Raw genomic sequence first — 17,244 nt, forward strand, 5'->3', positions numbered from 1 at the left:
CCGCAATCCAGACTGCAAAACCGGTCTTTGGTGCGGCAGAAAAGTCACGAGTGGAGGCGGAAGATAGTTGCCTTAAAGAATAATTACCACGGAATTTGCCCGCAAGCTCGTGCCTCAGGCGGATCCAAACATTGCCAAATAACATTCGGCATGACCGGAACCCCGAATCGGACGTTGCGTCCGCCGGGGCCAGACGTCGTCGACCGGGATACGTATACTGGAACGGCGTGGCCTGCTCACCGGTTTTCCGAGATGCTGGTCTAAATCGACACCGCAATTTGCATGACCGAGACGCCGAGTCGGTGCAGTCCCTTTCGACGAGATGTTCCATTGAGTGACAGCAGCTTGACCATTTCCAGCTCACCTGGTGGGCCGAATCCGACGCAATCGCGAGGTCAAGCCGCTTCGGCTCCCGCAAGTCCCGCGGCCGAGCCCCAGGGTAAGTTGCCGGTTGGTGGGGTCGAGGGGGCCTACTTGGTGATGCATGCCGCCGGGCGATGGAGTGACGTGTTCCGATTGTCGGCGCCCGCAGAAGTCATCCTGGGGCGGGCCAGCGCAAACCAGATCTCAATCCGCAGCGAAAAAGCGAGTCGCCAGCACGCTCGAGTCTGGTCGACGCCGAACGGTTGGGCCGTCGAGGATCTGGGCAGCCGGAACGGGACGTTGGTCTCGGGACAGCGACTTAGCGAGCCGAAACTGTTGCGCGACGGTGACCGGATCGAGATTGCCGGGTTCGCAATTCAGTTCGTCCGGCAAATTCAGTCAGCCGATGGTCCGGTGCGATCCCCCCAGCCGATCGGTGGTGAGGACCATCTGACGATCGCGATGGATTCCGCCGCAATCACCGAGCGGCGCGCGCAAAGCGGTTACTTTAAGTCAGACGTCGCCCCGCAGCCGGCGAAGACAGACAGTCCAGAGCAGATTACGTCGTCCGCGTCTCTGGGCGATGATCGCGTTCGAGCAACCCTGTTGCAGCTCGCGTTTGACTTAGCACGTGTCGATTCGATTTCGCATGCGATCGAAGCCGTGCTGGATTGTTTGACCGACGCAATCCGGTTCCGCAATGCCGGTGCGTACGTCGTCGATGCGAAGTCGAAATCGCCAAACGATTCCATCGAGTCGAAGCACTTTACCCTGGTCGCAACGCGGCAAACCGAAGGTGCCCACGGATCGGTGACCTATCGCCGTCCTCCCGATACGGCGATCAATGCGGTCATCGGTCACGAGGGACAAGCGATTCTGGCTCGCCACGTCGGTGGTGATCGCGCGTTGGCGGCCGAGAACAGCCAAGGGGAAATCGATGCGGTCAGTATGATCCTGGCTCCGGTCATCGATCGAGACAAAAAGCTGCTGGGCATGTTGCATCTGCTGACGACCGATAGCGATGCGGTGTTCGACGGGGAGGACCTTGGTTTTGTGTTGGCCGTCGCCGAGATCCTGGCTCAATCGCTCCGCAATCTCAGCGTGCGAGGGAAATTAGATCGATCGCTCCGCCGTTCTCAATTACAGATCAAAGCCCTTCGCGATCAAGTCGGCGACAAGGTTCAAATCGTTGGTCGCAGCGACGCGGTTCGCGAGATCATCAAGAAGGTATCGTTGGTCGCACCGACCGGAGCGACGGTGTTGGTGCGAGGTGAATCCGGGGTCGGGAAAGAACTCGTCGCCTCGGCGATCCATCATGCAAGCAGTCGTTCCAACGGCCCGCTGGTTTGTATGAACTGTGCCGCGCTGTCGCCTTCGCTACTGGAAAGCGAATTGTTTGGGCACGAGAAAGGCGCTTTCACCGGTGCGACCGATCGTAAGCAAGGAAAATTTGAAGCGGCCGACGGTGGTACGCTGATGCTAGACGAAATTGGCGAAATGGATCTCGAAATCCAAGCCAAGTTCTTGCGTGTTCTCGAAGGCCATCCCTTTGAACGGGTCGGCGGTCAACAACCAATCCGAGTGGACGTCCGAGTCGTTGCGGCGACCAATCGTGACTTGCAATCGATGGTCGCCGAAGGAAAGTTCAGGCAAGATTTGTTTTATCGACTGCACGTCGTCGAGATCTTGGTCCCGCCGCTGCGTGAACGTGGGAACGACGTCGTCTTGTTGGCCCAACATTTCTTGGCTGGCTTTAACGAAAAGATGGGGCGACGCATTTCATCGATCACCCCACCGGCTCAAGCGATGCTGCTGGATTATCCCTGGCCGGGGAACATTCGGGAATTGCGCAACGTGATCGAGCGAGCGGTGGTGCTTAACGATACCGATTCGATCGACGTGCAGCACTTGTTGTTGACCCCGGCCGCGGTCGGGGGAGTCGCCAAAGAGCAGGCGGCGTCGGATTCGCCGGTCGAACTGTCGCTCGCTGAGTTGGAAAGATTTCACATCGAACGCGTTTTGCGGCACACCGATGGCAACAAAAGCCGCGCCGCTAGTATCTTGGGGATCGAGCGAAGCACACTCGATCGAAAGCTCAAAAAATTTGCCAAGGAGGCGTGACCGCATCGTCCGTAGCGGAAGCCGCCGAGGCTTTCGGTTTATTCAGCCGCAAACGCGATACCGCGCGGTTCTTTCGCGTAAGCCTGGGCGAATGCCCGTCGGTTGATCGTTGAGTCGCTCCATTCGATAAATTCACCGAGCCGCCGAGGCTTTCGGCACTCTTTGGTTCAGATCACCAAAGTCAACACCCGTCCGCTGATGAGCCGAACCCAAACAGGTGATCTGGTCGGAGAACGCGTGTTCTTCAGCCGGACATCCCATCGGTACTTCGTTATCGGAGCAAGGCACCATCAGTGGGTGTGATAAGCTTTGAACCCGAACTCTTTCAGCCACTTCTCCCACTTCACAGCCTCGTCGTGGGATTTCACCGGCAGGCTTCGTTCTTTCGGGCATCGATACTTTAGGTCCACATGCCCGTTATGCTTTTCCTGCTTCACTTCGCAGCCGAGTTTCTTCAAAGTGCCCGCGATCGTTTCGATCTTTTTCGTGTCGTGGATATGTTTGGCTTTCCATTCTTTGCATTGGTAATGGACGACCTCGGCCGCGGCGACGGTGTTCGATCCGGATCCCAGAAGATCGGCGGGAAGGAAGCTTGCCGAAACGGCGATCAAAACGGCTGCAAATAGACGATGCATGGTTGACCCGGTGAGAAAATTTTGGAGGGACAGAATTTCTGGAAGGACAGGATTTCTGGAAAGACAAAGCGAATACAGTCGGTGTCCGTCAGGGCCGCGTAAGCAACGCAACGGACCGTATGGCGTGCATATCGCAAGGCTTTGATCTGCGTCAAGATCCATCCGGGGTTGGCTCGGCTTGTCAAAACTCCTCGACATCTCGACAATCCACCGCTGCAATAGGCAGATTGGACCTTCCACGTTAACGACCTAATGAATCAAAACCCGAACAAGACCCCCGGTGGCAACGCCGGTGACGGTGAGGACTCGACAGACCCACGCGTTGCCAGACGCGAGAAAATGGCTCAAATCGAAGCGATGGGAATCGATCCCTTCGGTAGCCGCTTTGACGACCGAGACCTGCTGGGCGAATGCCGTGAACGTGCCGGGGAAATCAAATTTCAGACCGCCGAGGGACAATTGATCGAATTGCCCGACTTCAGCGACGAAAGTCTGGAGTATCGGCAGTGGAAAAGCGACAACGGGCCTGGCGAGGAGATCGGTCCGACCGTTCGCGTTGCCGGTCGAGTCATGCTGATGCGGACCAAAGGCAAGCTGATCTTTCTGAATATCAAAGATTGGACCGGGACGATCCAGATCTTCATCGGGAAACAGCAAGTCGGCGACGACGATTTTGCGCTCGCGAAACTCTTTGACCTCGGGGATTTGATCTCGGTCGAGGGGCGGCTGGGCCGGACGAACACCGGTGAGTTGACGATTTTCGCGGAGAAGCTGTTCTTCCAAACGAAGATGCTCGATCCGCCACCGGATAAGCATGCCGGTTTGACGAACGTGGATTTGAAACAGCGGATGCGGTACGCCGATTTGGCGTTCAACGAAGGAACGATGGAGACGTTCCTGAGCCGTACAAAGATCATCAAATCCGTTCGTTCCACGCTCGATAGCGATGGTTACTGCGAAGTCGAAGGCCCCACCCTACACGTGGTCGCCGGTGGTGCCGCCGCGCGGCCTTTCGAAACTCACCACAACGCACTCGACATGCCGTTGACCATGCGGATCGCGCTCGAATTGCACCTCAAGCGATTGATGGTCGGTGGGATGGAACGTGTTTATGAACTCGGTCGCGTTTACCGAAACGAGGGACTGAGCCCACGGCACAACCCGGAATTTACGATGTTGGAGGCGTATCAGGCCTACGGCGATTACGAAACCATGATGGATTTGACCGAACGCATTATCTGCAATGCGATCGAATCGATCGGGGGAGGCTACAAGCGAACGTTCAACGATCAAGAAATCGATTTTACGCCTCCCTTTAAGCGTGCGACTTATGCGGAACTTTTCCAAGCTGCCACCAATGTCGATCCCGCCGATGAGGACGCGGTGAAGAAGTACGCCGGCTCGCTTGGCTTGGACACCGCCGGCAAGCACCCCGATGTGATCCGCAACGAGATCTTCGAAGAGAAAGTCGAAGACACACTCGAAGGACCGATTTTTGTAATCGATTATCCTGCCAGCATCTGCCCGTTGACGAAACGGAAGCGAGACAACCCGGAGATTGCCGAACGATTTGAGTTATTCATCTGTGGGATGGAACTCGCCAATGCGTACACCGAATTGAATGATCCGGATCTACAGCAAAAATTGTTCGAGACACAGCTCGAAGGTTTGGACGATGAAGAGTCGATGGCCAAGATGGATCACGATTTTATCCGTGCCTTGCGTCACGCGATGCCCCCGGCAGGTGGACTGGGAATTGGGATCGATCGTTTGGTGATGATCTTGACGGGACAGAAATCCATTCGCGACGTGATTTTGTTCCCCGTGTTGCGTCCGACCGAGTAGGACGCATGGCACGGTGACTCGATGTCACCGCGTCATGATGGATGCTCAACATGCTAGGGCGCGGCTAACTGCCGCGGCTAACTGCCGCGGCTAGCACGTCCGGATCGCATCCCAGTCCCAGCCGAGGTGCCATTTGGCGTGCAAATCCCCGACAAAGAGTGGTCGTCGGTAAACCGAATGCCTTGCGATGCCAAGCGGTCGAGATTGGGCGTTGGGATTTTGCTGTCGGGGTTTTAGCAAGACAGATCGCCATAGCCCAAATCATCGGCATAAAGAACGACGACATTGGGAAGTGTTTCCTTGGTGTCAGCGGCAGGTACCGTGAGCTGGCAAGCGTACGCAGCGAGTGTGGCAATGGAAACCAGTTGCGACTTGCGTCTAGACATCATCGATCTTGCAGAGGAGAGGCGTCGGAGGGAGAGAAAAGGGGCGACCAGGAGCGGATAAAAAAGATACCCCGTTGCAGCCGTTGTTGGCCGAGCCACTACACCGCTCGCAAGGCTTCGATCTGTCCGGTGCTGTCGGCAAAATGATCCATCGGGACCTGCAGCAGGCTCGCCTGGGTCAACCACAGATTGGCAAGCGGCGTGCCTTCGGGCATGTTGATGTGCAATCCCGAGCGAACGCGGGAGCCGCCACCGCCAACGACGATGGGCAAGTCGTTGTATTGATGCGTCGACCCGTCTCCAAGTCCCGAGCCGTAGGTGATCAGCGTATTGTCAAGCAACGAATGTCCGTTCGCTTCTTTGATCGCGTCCATTCGCTTAAGCAGGTAGACGTACTGTTCCATGTAAAAGCGATCGACCTTGGCCAAATCATCAATGAACTTCGTCTGATTGTGGGACATTTGATGATGGCTTCGCGGTGCTTCGAATAAGGACTCGAACAGGAACGGTGTATCCCAGCGTTCTGGACCAATCATGAACGTAGCCACATTGGTAAGTCCGCTTTGCAGTGCAACGACGAGCAAGTCACCCATCACACGAATGTATTCACCCCGCGGTAGATGAGCCGCCGTCGGTTCGTCTAGCTTTACCTTGTTGAGTTCCGCTTTCATCGATTCGAGTCGATCGATTTGTTTCTCGATCGTACGAATGGATTCGAAGTACTCCGCGAATTTTTGGCGATCTTGGCTGCCCAGTTCTCGGCTCAATCCATTGGCGTCTTCCAAAACAAGGCTGGTCACGTCGCGATAGTGCTCGATCTCTGACGTGCCAAACAGACGATGGTACATTTTTTGAGGGTCGCGAGTTGAAGGGGCGACATGCCCGGTGCCGAACCAGGAGATGTTGTCGAAGTAAATCGATTCCTTGTTATCGCGGTGGCTATTGCAACTGAATTCCAGGGTGGAAAACGGAGTCGATTTGCCGATATGATCGGCGACGATATGGTCAAGTGTTCGATCCAAAGGCCATGCCGATCGGTCGATCGAATACGGCGTCGCGCTGCTGAGGTAGCAGGACGCGCATTGCGCGTGAACATCGGTGCCTTGCTGGAACGTTCGGTCCATCCCGGTGATCAGTGTGACCTTGTGCTTAACCGGTTCTAGGGGTTCGAGCGTCGGCGTCAGTTTACCCAGTGGCGCCACACGAAATGTCGGGTCTTGCTTTCCCAGAGACTTCATCACATTGCCCAGGTTTCCTTTGGGGATGATGTGATCCGCTTCACCTGGAAAAAATGCTCGGCGGACGACGCCAATTGGCACATAGTATTGAACCATGCGTAATGGAGAAGCAGACACCGCGGCTGATGCCAAGCTTTCCATCCAAGGCAACATGACGGCCGCGCCACCGACGCCTCGCAAAAATGTTCGTCTACTGGTTCGGCTCATGACGGGTCCTGCGATTGATCGGTGTGTCCGGTCAGTTGATGATTCGGTGCTGCGGCGTCGCCACAAAACGCCTTGCTGGTAACGACCGCCTTGATGAGGTCTCGCATCCGAAAGTCTTTTGATTCGGCTTGTTCGACGATTTGATCAACGACGAACCAATCGGCCGCGTCAAGTTCACGAGCGAGCGCGAACGAAAGTAAGTGTCCGGTGAATCCACGGACGAAGCGTTGACGTTCGACAAGGATTGCGTCTTTAAATTCAGGAACAGAAGCGAAGTCGTGCTTGCGGAATAACGTCCCTGCCATGTCGATTTTCAGGTCGTTCTCATAGGTTTCTCGCCAAGCGCCGACCGGATCGTAGTGTTCGAGAGCAAAACCAAGTGGGTCGATCTGTTCGTGGCAACCTCGGCAGTCGGACCGTTCTCGGTGTTTGGCAAGTCGTTCGCGTATCGTCAAGTGAGCTTCCGTGGCATGCGGCTTTTCCGGAAGTGCCGGGACGTCAGCAGGAGGCGGTGGTGGCGGGTCATTAAAAACCACGGTCGCCAGCCAGGCTCCACGCGTGATCGGTTTGGTGTGCTTGGTGCCACTGGTCATGGTCAGCACCGCCGCGTTTGTAATCACACCGCCGTAGCGACGGTCGTCGATCGGCAAACGATCAAACGTCAAACGCGTCACTTCACCGGTACGACGATTGCGTGGTTTGGAGGCGCGGACGTCTTCACCGTAAGATTCGCGAAGGTGCAAGGAGCGGTAAGTGAACGCAGGGTCGATCAACTCAGTGATCGGGCGGTTCTCAATCAATACCGTTTCAAATAACAGCAGCGGCTCGGCCATCATGTGCATGCTATCACGGTACTTTGCGTAATAGAACTGCGGAAACTGCTCGCGATCAGGCACTGCCGAGATGATCCGTTCCAATTGCATCCATTGAGCGGGAAAGCTATCGCAGAATCGTTTCAGTTTGCGATCGTTCAACAAACGATCAACTTCAGATTCGAGTGTGTCGCGCCGAAGCAACTCACCTGACTCGGCGAGACCCATCAAGTGCCGATCGGGAACGCTGCCCCAAAGAAAAAATGACAGTCGCGACGCCAAGTCAATCGCCGGGGATCGGGACGCCGGCGCTGTTGCGTTGTCGTAGAGATACAAAAATCGCGGCGACGCAATTGCCGCGGCCGCGACAGATTTCATCACAGTCGTAAACTCATCACCGCGATCAAGCCTTGCGACGGCGTAGGCGCTGTAGCGATCCACCGTTGATCGGTCCGCACCACCACGGAACGCTCGCCGTAGAAAAGTGTCCAATCTTTCGCGGACTGCTTGACGCCGTGTTTCATCGCGAGGTTGATCGGCGATCTTGGGTTCGGCAAAAAACTCTTTCCAGATGCCGACTCGTTGTTGGGTAAAGTCGGGGCTGTCGACGATCGATTGCCCGAGCTTCAGGAAGGATTCCATCAACAGCGGTGACATCGATAGGTGGTCGATCCGATTGTCGAATCCATTTTCCGCCCGCAAGTCTTGAGGAAACGCGGCGACTCCCGCCAGTCGCGGTTCGATCATTTGGCTTTTGCCAAGCGGGCGGCTTCCGACGATCACGGTTGACGGCATTTTTCCAGAAGCCGGGTCGAAGTAACCGTTGTGTTCACGGAGCATTTTTTCGGGAAGGGTGAACACGATGCAGTTCAATTCAAACAGGTCTTCGACTGCGTTGTTGTATTGGAAACGATTCATCCGACGAAGCGAGGGACGCTCGCTATCGCTGGACTTGGCGATCGCTTCATGCAGTCGTTTTGAAAACGATTGAACGAGTGACCGGAGTTCTTCTTGACTCGGTTGTTCGGCGTCTTCGGGCGGCATTTCGTTCGCACGAAGGACGTCGACGATTCTGACCAGTTGCTCGGGATCGTTCATCCATTCCGGTTGAGAGTCAACCGAGAGCGAGATTCCGCCTTCGGGATCGGACTCTCCGTGGCAGTCCAGACAATATCTATCTACCGTGATTTGCCAGTCGGGCGATCGCGTCGGCTCGATCGCGGGTTCTTGGGCGGCGGAGACGCCGGGGCGAAAACCAATCTGGTAAAGCGGCATGCAAAGCCCCATCGACAGGAGCAGCGTCCAGAAAATGCGGAGAAAATCCGTCGATGACATCAGGCGGGCCAAAGAAATTGGGTTGCGGCGGGACATGCTAAGATAAGCTCATCGCTACATGGTCGCAACTATTTGTGACAGTTCCGGAATCGCAGCCGGGTTTGGCATCCCACGAATCATCGAAGAATGGGATCATTCGGAAAAGGCGGTCGATTGGGAGCTTGATTCCTTCGGACAAACTGAATTCCTCCGATCCGAATCGCCTGTCACACTCCCGAGGCTGATCTATAATGACGCTTTGTTTCCATTGAGATTTGGATGTGTTTGATCAGCCGGCGGGTATTCGCTCGGTGCTGGCCGCATCGCCGTGGCTGACGCAATGCGGGTAAAACAGAATTCACGATGGGGCAAAGCACTCGAAGTTCCGTTTGTCCTTCGCTCCGATCCACGCGGGTGTCATGAATCTTAACCAGACGCTTTTTCAATCGTTGCCGAATCGCCGTGAGATGTTGCAGCGGTGTGGATTTGGGATCGGTTCACTCGCAGCGGCAACGCTGCTTGCGGAGGATTCATCGGACCCGGGCATTCAGAGCCCGCTCTCGCCTCGGCAGCCGCACTTTACGCCTCGAGCAAAACATATCATCCATGTGTTTGCCAACGGTGGCCCGTCACAGGTTGACACGTTTGATCCGAAGCCTGCATTGGAAAAGCTGCACGGTAAAAAGCTTTCCGACGGCAAGCAACGCAATCGACGAACCGCCGGTGTTGCACATGCTTCGCCATTCAAGTTCGCGAAGCATGGCGAGTGTGGGATGGAGATCAGTGAGCTGTTTCCACGGCTTGCCGGTCATGCCGATGACTTGTGTTTGATTCGTTCGATGACAACTGACATTCCGAATCACGAACAAGCTCTGATGATGATGAATTGTGGTGACATGATTCGTACGATGCCTTCGGTCGGTTCCTGGACCCTGTATGGACTCGGGACGGAAAATCAATCATTGCCCGGTTACGTGGTGATGTGTCCCGGCGGTTTGCCGACGGCGCGGGCGGCAAATTGGCGAAGTGCGTTTCTGCCAGGCGTCTACCAAGGCATGCACGTCGATACCCGCAATGAAGATCCGACAGAATTGGTCGACAACGTTCAAAATGAAACGTTGGTCCCCAAGCAGCAGCGAAGGCAGTTGGGTTTGATTCAGCAATTGAACCGAGTTCATCGGGCGTCCCGAAGTGCGGATCCGCAGCTCGAGGCGAGGATCGAATCACTCGAGCTTGCCTTCCGAATGCAAGGCGAAGCACTTGACGCTTTCGACACCACGGGAGAGCCAGAGAAAATTCAGCAGATGTATGGCACCGGACTTCATGGCCGACAGATGTTGATCGCCCGTCGGCTGGTCGAACGTGGTGTTCGCTATGTACAGGTCTACCATGGGGCCGGGCAGCCTTGGGATTCACATCAAAATATCAAAGGTGGTCACCAGCGGTTGGCCAGTGAGACCGATCAGCCGCTCGCCGCTTTATTGAGCGACCTGAAACGTTTGGATTTGCTGGATGAAACATTGGTCATCTTCGGCGGCGAAATGGGGCGCACGCCAACCGTCCAGTTGCCGGTGACCGCAAAAGTCGGACGCGATCATCATCACCGTGGGTTCAGCTACATGCTGGCAGGTGGTGGCACCAAACGCGGTTACGTGCATGGCACGACGGAAGAGACCGGTCTCGATGTGGTCGAGGATGAAGTGCACGTCCATGATTTTCATGCGACGCTGTTACACTTGCTTGGGTTTGATCACGAGCGTTTGACGTATCGTTATGCCGGCCGCGATTTCCGTCTGACGGACGTCCATGGCAAGGTGGTCCAAGACATCATCGCGTGATCTGTGGACCGTTATTGAGTCACATCCTGGCTAGCGGTTTTGGCAGCAGAACTCCTCAGCGGCCTGTCGATTTACTCAGCTGTGCGTCGTACAGCTTCGCCTTGTGTTCCGCAGAAGTAGCGATTGCGTACGCCGCTTTTAAAGAGTTAAGAGCGCCTCTAGTTTCGTTTTGTTAGCGCGTCGGGCCATTTGATTGAGGGGCATTGGCGGCTTCCTCTGCGGCGATTGATTCTTGCCGAAAGCATCGGCGGCTTCCGCTACGGCGATTGGCGGACAATCACGCGGCTTTTTCTTCGGCAGAGTTCAGCTTGTTGTAAAGTGTTTTGACGCTGATTCCCAATTCTTCGGCAGCCGTTTTCTTGTCACCTCCGTGTCGTTCGACGGCGCGTTCGATCGCGAGTAGTTCCATCTCGCGAATCGTCATTGGCCCGGAATCCCGAATCTCGCTTCGCAGCTGACGCCGGCTGAAATGTCGAGGCAAGTGTTCGGCATCGATGGGAAGTTTGTCACACAGGATCGCCGCGTGCTCGACAACGTTTGCCAATTCGCGGACGTTGCCCGGCCACTTGTGTGCGAGCAGTTCGGACTTTGCTTCATCGGTGAAACAGTCGGCCCCGTCGCAATCTGATCGATGACGTCGGAGCAAGTGCGCGGCTAACGGCATGATGTCTTCGGGGCGTTCCCGAAGGGCCGGGACATGGACTTCAAATGTATTGATCCGGAACATCAAGTCTTCGCGGAATTGGTCCTCTTGCACCATTTTTTCAAGGTCTCGGTGGGTCGCGCAAATCACGCGTACGTCGACTCGTTTGGACTGGTTGTTTCCGAGTCGGCGGATGTCTCCGGTTTCCAAGACGCGCAGTAACTTGGCTTGCATCGTCAGTGGCAGTTCCCCGATTTCGTCCAAGAAGATCGTGCCGCCATCGGCGACCTCGAATAATCCGACGCGGGCGTTATCGGCGCCGGTGAACGCACCTTTGACATGCCCGAATAATTCACTTTCGATCAAGTTTTCTGGGAGTGCCCCGCAATTAATCGAGACCATTGGTTCGGAAGCGCGTAGGCTGGCGGCATGAACGGCGCGGGCGACCAACTCTTTTCCGCAACCCGTCTCGCCACGGATCATCACGGTGCTGTCGGTCGGGGCGACCTTTTCGATCACCCGTCGTACCCGATCCATTGCCTCGCCTTCGCCTACCAGTTGACCGTCGCCGTCGGTTTGGCGTACGCGGTGTTCTAGGGCAGCGAGCCTTCGGGATCGGGACAACCGGTGGTAGACCTCGCTCAGCAGCGATTTGATCTGCTTAAAGCTGCACGGCTTAGTGACAAACGCAAACACATGATTTTCGATCGCCGTCAGTGCGGATTGTAAATCCGGCTTGCCGGTGATCACCACCGATTCCATATCGGGACGGATCTTCGTGGCTCGCTGGATGACTTCGGCACCCTTCATGCCGGGCATGTCCAAATCGACGATTAAGCAATCAAATGGTTCGCGTTCGAGCGCCGCGACTGCCGTTTCGCCATCAGGGCAGACGACAACGCTGTGCCCGAGTTTTTCGAGCTGGTTTTTCATCAGGGTTTGAAGCGTCGTCTCGTCGTCGGCGTACAAGACGTGCATCGATTCACATTCGGGCGACTTTTTCGACATCTTCGCGTGTTGTTTCCGAGTCTGATTCTGAGGGTGGGGCAATCGCCAGCGTGTTGCTCGCAGGCGCAGGTATCTCTTTAGGCGCTTCGATCGGCAACCGTAAGACCATTTTCGAACCGCAACCTTCGCCGTCGCTATGCGCGGTCAGTGAGCCGTGGTGCAGTGAAACAATTCGAGCGCTGATACTCAGCCCCAAACCGGTTCCAGAATTGTCGCGGCGACGGGTAAAGAACGGTTCGAACAGATGATCCATGACGTCTTGCGTCATGCCACAGCCATCGTCCTCGACGGAGACGACGGCGTGATATTGGCTGTGAAATCGGTCGTACTCGTCTCGCACATAGACATCGACTCGTCCGTCGGTGTCCACCGATTCGAGCGCATTGCTGACTAAGTTCAAGACGACTTGCTGGATTTCTTGTGCATTGCAATACGCTCGAATTTTTCGTGACGCGTGGACTTCGATTGTCTTGCAGCGGTACTTGCCGACTTTGGCTACCATCGAAATGACCCGTTGAACCAAATCGCACAAGTCCTCAACTTCGCGACTCGTGTTGCTTAAACGCGCAAAGCTTAGCAGTCGTTCGGTGATTCCTTTGCACCGGAACGCTTCTGATTGGATCAGTCCCAGGTTGGTCCGTAGTTCGTCCAACAGAGAATCGCCGATCCGGTCGCGTTCGTCGTCGGTGAGTTCCTCGAGGGTTTCTTCGAGGGCTTCGGCGCTCCACGCGATGGCCCCAAGCGGATTGTTGATCTCATGGGCCACGCCGGCGGCGAGGAAGCCGACGCTGGCAAGTTGTTCATTCTGGATCACTTCACGGGTGCGTTCACGGACCTCTTGTTCGGCACGTATCCGTGCGTTGGTGGCATTGGCGACGGCCTCGTTGAATCCGTTGGTGATCTGGTTAATCGTTTCGGCCATCAAACCCAATTCGTCGTTGGTTCCCAACAAAATTTGGTGTTTATGATGCCCATTGGCAATCAATTCAGAGCCTTTGATTAGCGTCCGGAACGGGACGACGATCGAAGTCCAGAACATCCAGGCAAGCGTCAAGATCATCGAAAAGGCAACCAGCGTAAGGATCCAAAACGTGCGGCGTTTGGCGCGGTGTTCGGTGTTCACCAAATTTTCCACGCCGCCCATCGCGTTCTTGATGGACCCAAAATGACTGTTGATGCCCTTATGCAGCTGGGGGATCTTTTCTGACAAGTCGGCCGAGTAATAGGACATGAAGAACGAATCGCGTTCGACGCCTTTTAGGCTTTGCCAGTCGCGGTGCGCATGGTCAAGTTGGTCGCGGGTTAACGCCAGTTGTTTGGCTTGCGCGGCACGGTTGAACGGGACCGATGATTGCGAACCCGAATCCGCATAACGCGAGATTTCGGTGCGATAGGTGTCCAGGGCACGGTGAAGTTGTTCGAAGTTAAAATCGACGTTGGTCATCGCATCGGCGATCTCCTCGCTGATCGGACGCCGCGGGATCAAATGCGGTTCGTTGCCGGGCTTGGCGGTCGAACTGACGAGATCGTCGAAATCAAAATAAGAGCGATGGAGGCCTTCACTCCAGCGGACCAAGCCGCTCGCATAGTCGAAATCCTTGTTCAAGTCACCGATTTCGATCGCTAGCAACCGATCGCGGGACATCTGAGACCAACTGCTGAGTACCAAGGCACCGATCGCGATTGAAAGCAAGCACAATACCGCGATCATTTTGGTGCGAATTTTCCACCCGTGCATCATCCTTGTGCCCCGTGGTCAGACCCCTGCGATAAGTTTCGTTACCATCAGCGTCATCGCTGTAGAAAACGCGTGAAACACAGTCTTCCAAAGGCGACAATAGGGGGCAGTCCGATCGGTATCAAGGCCAGTCGCGGCGAGCCGAGTTGTGGTTCACACCGTGTTTTTGTGCCCACGCTGGCGTTCTATCAACATTCGAAATTAGGATTCGCCGAATGGCGTTTGCCTCGGTTTCTCTGAAATGCCTGGGCTAGTGCACGTTGGCTGATGAGCCGCCCCCGAATGGTTATCCTAAGCGGACCACGAGTCCAACCCGATGATCCGGTTCCTTCAAGGAGAAAGTCTTGTCCCGTTATGCTTTGCAGCTCGCCACATTGTGTGTGGTACTTTTACCGCTACCAATTCCATTTGTCTGTGAGGACACTGGACAAGCGTTTGCGGGATCGCCCCGGGCGGAGTCCACAACGGCGAGTCCAGAATCGCGACCGAACATTCTGATTGTTTATACCGATGACCAAGCCGCTTGGGCGGTGGGTAATGCGGTCAAGCAAGGTCAATTCGATGACGTCCCAGCGGCGGTCACGCCCCACATGGACCGACTGGCGCGTGAAGGCGTTGTGTTCGAGAACTTTTTTTGCACCACACCAGTCTGTAGTCCCGCCCGGGCGACGTGGATGACAGGACGCTACGCCAGCGAATTTGGGATTCATGATTTTATCCCGATGCCCGGACACAAGCTTTTCGACCCTCAGCAGCAAGTGTTTCTTGATCCAGATCAAAGTCAGACGTTTGCCGAGCTACTGCGGCAGCAGGGGTACCGTACCGGTCTCGTCGGCAAGTGGCACCTTGGCGACTGGACACTTCCCGGTCACGAGCGGTTTCATCCTACCAATCATGGCTTTGACTATTTCATGGGGCTGACCGGCGGAGGGACTTCGCCGAAGGATCCGGAGCTAGAAGAAAACGGGGAGGTACGAAAGTTGAAAGGACTGACCACCGACTTGTTGGCCGAACGCGCATTGAAGTTCATTGATCGCAACCAAGACCGGCGGTTTCTGCTATGCGTTCATACACGTGCCCCTCACGGAGCGTGGTTGCCGGTGGCGCCAGAAGATTGGCAGCCCTATGAATCGTTGGATCCAACGATTCCAAATCCAAGCTATCCCGATTTGAACGTCGGAAAGATGAAACGCCAAATGCGTGAGTACTTGGCAAGCACCAGCGGAGTCGATCGCAACCTTGGAAAGCTGCTTGATCGTTTGGATCAATTGAGATTGACCGACAAGACGGTCGTGATCTTCAGTTCCGATCATGGCTACACGATGGGCCACAACGGGATCTGGCACAAAGGCAACGGAATTTGGGCGACAAAGAAAACGCCGCGAGGAACGCACCAAGGTACGCGGGTGATCTCAAGCAAGTACCGACCCAATCTCTACGATCACTCGCTTCGGACCCCCGCGATTGTTCGTTGGCCTGGCGTAGCCAAAGCTGATCACGTTGTACGCGACACCGCGACAAGTCTCGATCTCTGGCCGACGATTGCGGAGATCGCCGGTGTCGAAATGGGCCGTGTCACCGGGAACCGTGGCGAGCAAGACAATCGTCAGCCAGTGGCCGCAAGCGAACTGCCCGGTCGAAGCCTCGTACCGCTTTTACGCGGTGAACGGCCTGTAGGTTGGCGGCAGGATTTTTTTGCCGAGTACAAAATGATTAACTACGCCGAAGCGGACCTCGTTGCCTGTCGAACGCCGCACTACAAATTAATTCGAGATCGCCAAAACGAGGGTCGTGATGAGTTCTATGACTTACGCAATGATCCCGGCGAAACGAACAACTTGATCGCTGATTCCAGTCCCCCGATTCTTGAAGCGATCCGACGGCTCGACGAAAAACTAACTCGTTGGATGGCATCGATGAAGTGACTTGATGCGTCATTTGGTGCTTGAACGTTTTCGATCGTTGCCAGCGTCGATCGATCTCAATGTGTCTCAGTCGGTGCGTGGCTTGGTCGATCCAGAGATGTCATCGGTGAAAAAAGAATCGATCGAGTTTCTTGTTGTTTACGGCAGCCTGATGTGTCCGTCACAGCTGGCCGAATTGTCGATTGACTCGTTTTTGTCTGAAGCGGTTGTCGTCGATGGCTTCCGCCGTAGCTTTCACCAAGAGCCCTCTTGGCGGCGTGTTGACGACGATCTGGAGAAGGCTGGGCACCGCGGTGTGCTGCGGGTCGATCGGTCGCAGGTGGGGGATCGGTTCAACGCGATCATGGTGCCCATTGCCGATCCGCATGCATGGCAAGTCCTCGATCATCGAGAACGTGGGTACGATCGAGTGGAAGTCCAACCTGCGCAGGTGTCTCTTTTTGAGCATTCGGCAGCCCAAGGAGGTACGACAGACGCTCCGGCGAGGGGCGCGGTTTGGATATACGTTGGCAAACCTTCCAAGTTCAATCCGCAGCTTCGCCCAAATCCGAGCTATGCCGAGATCTGCCGTCGAGCCGCATCGGCCTGGGGGGAGAGGTTTTTAGACCGTTTTCTCGCGACAACCTTTGTCGGGGGGCAAGCTCTATCCGGCATCGACTTGCCCGATTGAGCGATGTGTTTTGGATAATCGCCAAGCCGTTCTTTGGTGGTAAAGCACGGACGGTGCTTGGATTCAACTCGGTTTTCGGATTCGTCGCATGGGGTGAGCGAGGTGCGTGAAAGGTAAGGCCTTCTTTAGGGCCGTTTCCAATCAGCGAGTGCTTCGTTCCAGCTCAAGTTGAGGATTAGCCGCATGGCGTTAGCCACGGTTCGGTAGCAGCAACCGGGGCGAACGCTCAATCGGCTGATGAGTCGGACCCGAACATTTGGTCTAGACGGAGCACGAGTGCTTCGTCCAGATGACCCGACCGTTTGCAAAAAAACGCGGTAAGGGCAGCGACTTTACAGCCGAGCAATTGCATTTCCGAAGTGGTGAAAAGCGGCGGGCGACCAAAGACGGCGGCAAGCCAAGCAACTCTCTGCCGCACTGAGGGGCCCCAGGCACGGCACGATCGGTTGCCCCTTAAAGGCTTTTTTGGGGGGCTTGATGGCTCCAGTCGCTATATTCGGC

The 17,244-nt window shown here is 55.6% G+C and carries 12 protein-coding genes; 6 read left to right on the forward strand and 6 right to left on the reverse strand.

Features of this window, described 5'->3' with window-relative positions; all coding sequences use genetic code 11:
- Positions 1 to 330: 330 nt before the first annotated feature.
- Positions 331 to 2,484, forward strand: a complete 2,154-nt coding sequence (locus FYC48_RS19725; RefSeq protein WP_235034337.1) for a sigma 54-interacting transcriptional regulator — start codon at positions 331 to 333, stop codon at positions 2,482 to 2,484.
- A 290-nt stretch (positions 2,485 to 2,774) separates the two neighbouring features.
- Here the strand turns inward: FYC48_RS19725 and FYC48_RS19730 are convergent, their stop codons facing one another.
- Positions 2,775 to 3,119, reverse strand: a complete 345-nt coding sequence (locus tag FYC48_RS19730; protein WP_149498515.1) for a hypothetical protein — start codon at positions 3,117 to 3,119, stop codon at positions 2,775 to 2,777.
- 252 nt (positions 3,120 to 3,371) lie between these two features.
- Here FYC48_RS19730 and lysS point away from each other — a divergent pair, with 252 nt between their 5' ends.
- Positions 3,372 to 4,964, forward strand: a complete 1,593-nt coding sequence (gene lysS / locus FYC48_RS19735) for a lysine--tRNA ligase (RefSeq protein WP_149498516.1) — start codon at positions 3,372 to 3,374, stop codon at positions 4,962 to 4,964.
- Positions 4,965 to 5,197: 233 nt separating this feature from the next.
- On the opposite strand, the gene FYC48_RS28835 is transcribed toward lysS, so the two are convergent.
- The 3 genes from FYC48_RS28835 to FYC48_RS19750 form a co-directional block, all read right to left on the reverse strand.
- Positions 5,198 to 5,350, reverse strand: coding sequence for a hypothetical protein (locus FYC48_RS28835; protein ID WP_390622150.1), 153 nt, complete (start codon positions 5,348 to 5,350; stop codon positions 5,198 to 5,200).
- A gap of 98 nt (positions 5,351 to 5,448) precedes the next feature.
- The gene (locus tag FYC48_RS19745) at positions 5,449 to 6,795 is read right to left on the reverse strand and encodes a DUF1552 domain-containing protein (protein ID WP_149498517.1); all 1,347 of its coding nucleotides are present in this window, start codon (positions 6,793 to 6,795) and stop codon (positions 5,449 to 5,451) included.
- Positions 6,792 to 8,942 (reverse strand): DUF1588 domain-containing protein, encoded by a 2,151-nt coding sequence (locus tag FYC48_RS19750; RefSeq protein ID WP_235034338.1) that lies wholly within the window; start codon positions 8,940 to 8,942, stop codon positions 6,792 to 6,794. Before FYC48_RS19750 ends, FYC48_RS19745 begins: the two co-directional genes overlap by 4 nt.
- Before the next feature lie 398 nt (positions 8,943 to 9,340).
- On the opposite strand from FYC48_RS19750, the gene FYC48_RS19755 reads away from it, so the two are divergent.
- On the forward strand, positions 9,341 to 10,759 hold the full coding sequence (locus FYC48_RS19755) for a DUF1501 domain-containing protein (protein ID WP_149498518.1): 1,419 nt from the start codon (positions 9,341 to 9,343) through the stop codon (positions 10,757 to 10,759).
- Positions 10,760 to 11,036: 277 nt separating this feature from the next.
- On the opposite strand, the gene FYC48_RS19760 is transcribed toward FYC48_RS19755, so the two are convergent.
- Both FYC48_RS19760 and FYC48_RS19765 read right to left on the reverse strand, forming a co-directional pair.
- Positions 11,037 to 12,380, reverse strand: coding sequence for a sigma-54-dependent transcriptional regulator (locus FYC48_RS19760; protein WP_149498664.1), 1,344 nt, complete (start codon positions 12,378 to 12,380; stop codon positions 11,037 to 11,039).
- 4 nt (positions 12,381 to 12,384) lie between these two features.
- Positions 12,385 to 14,148, reverse strand: a complete 1,764-nt coding sequence (locus tag FYC48_RS19765; protein ID WP_160149643.1) for a sensor histidine kinase — start codon at positions 14,146 to 14,148, stop codon at positions 12,385 to 12,387.
- 344 nt (positions 14,149 to 14,492) lie between these two features.
- On the opposite strand from FYC48_RS19765, the gene FYC48_RS19770 reads away from it, so the two are divergent.
- The 3 genes from FYC48_RS19770 to FYC48_RS28660 all read left to right on the forward strand — a co-directional run bounded on the left by FYC48_RS19770 (position 14,493) and on the right by FYC48_RS28660 (position 17,164).
- Positions 14,493 to 16,073, forward strand: a complete 1,581-nt coding sequence (locus tag FYC48_RS19770) for a sulfatase family protein (protein ID WP_149498520.1) — start codon at positions 14,493 to 14,495, stop codon at positions 16,071 to 16,073.
- Positions 16,074 to 16,077: 4 nt separating this feature from the next.
- A complete protein-coding gene (locus FYC48_RS19775) occupies positions 16,078 to 16,743 on the forward strand; it encodes a gamma-glutamylcyclotransferase family protein (protein ID WP_149498521.1) in 666 nt (221 codons plus the stop codon).
- A 289-nt stretch (positions 16,744 to 17,032) separates the two neighbouring features.
- Positions 17,033 to 17,164: a hypothetical protein gene (locus FYC48_RS28660; protein WP_261345080.1), complete on the forward strand. Its 132-nt coding sequence runs from the start codon at positions 17,033 to 17,035 to the stop codon at positions 17,162 to 17,164.
- The last annotated feature ends 80 nt before the right edge of the window (positions 17,165 to 17,244 follow it).

The organism is Roseiconus lacunae (assembly GCF_008312935.1).
In the GTDB taxonomy this organism is placed as follows: Bacteria; Planctomycetota; Planctomycetia; order Pirellulales; family Pirellulaceae; genus Stieleria; species Stieleria lacunae.

What these genes read in the sequence shown, in the direction of transcription:
- FYC48_RS19745 (WP_149498517.1), bottom strand. Translation starts at nt 6,795, where the DNA reads ATGAGCCGAACCAGTAGACGAACATTTTTGCGAGGCGTCGGTGGCGCG.
- FYC48_RS19755 (WP_149498518.1), top strand. Translation starts at nt 9,341, where the DNA reads ATGAATCTTAACCAGACGCTTTTTCAATCGTTGCCGAATCGCCGTGAG.
- FYC48_RS28660 (WP_261345080.1), top strand. Translation starts at nt 17,033, where the DNA reads ATGACCCGACCGTTTGCAAAAAAACGCGGTAAGGGCAGCGACTTTACA.
- FYC48_RS19760 (WP_149498664.1), bottom strand. Translation starts at nt 12,380, where the DNA reads ATGCACGTCTTGTACGCCGACGACGAGACGACGCTTCAAACCCTGATG.
- FYC48_RS19775 (WP_149498521.1), top strand. Translation starts at nt 16,078, where the DNA reads ATGCGTCATTTGGTGCTTGAACGTTTTCGATCGTTGCCAGCGTCGATC.
- FYC48_RS19765 (WP_160149643.1), bottom strand. Translation starts at nt 14,148, where the DNA reads ATGCACGGGTGGAAAATTCGCACCAAAATGATCGCGGTATTGTGCTTG.
- FYC48_RS19730 (WP_149498515.1), bottom strand. Translation starts at nt 3,119, where the DNA reads ATGCATCGTCTATTTGCAGCCGTTTTGATCGCCGTTTCGGCAAGCTTC.
- FYC48_RS19750 (WP_235034338.1), bottom strand. Translation starts at nt 8,942, where the DNA reads ATGTCATCGACGGATTTTCTCCGCATTTTCTGGACGCTGCTCCTGTCG.
- FYC48_RS28835 (WP_390622150.1), bottom strand. Translation starts at nt 5,350, where the DNA reads ATGTCTAGACGCAAGTCGCAACTGGTTTCCATTGCCACACTCGCTGCG.
- lysS (WP_149498516.1), top strand. Translation starts at nt 3,372, where the DNA reads ATGAATCAAAACCCGAACAAGACCCCCGGTGGCAACGCCGGTGACGGT.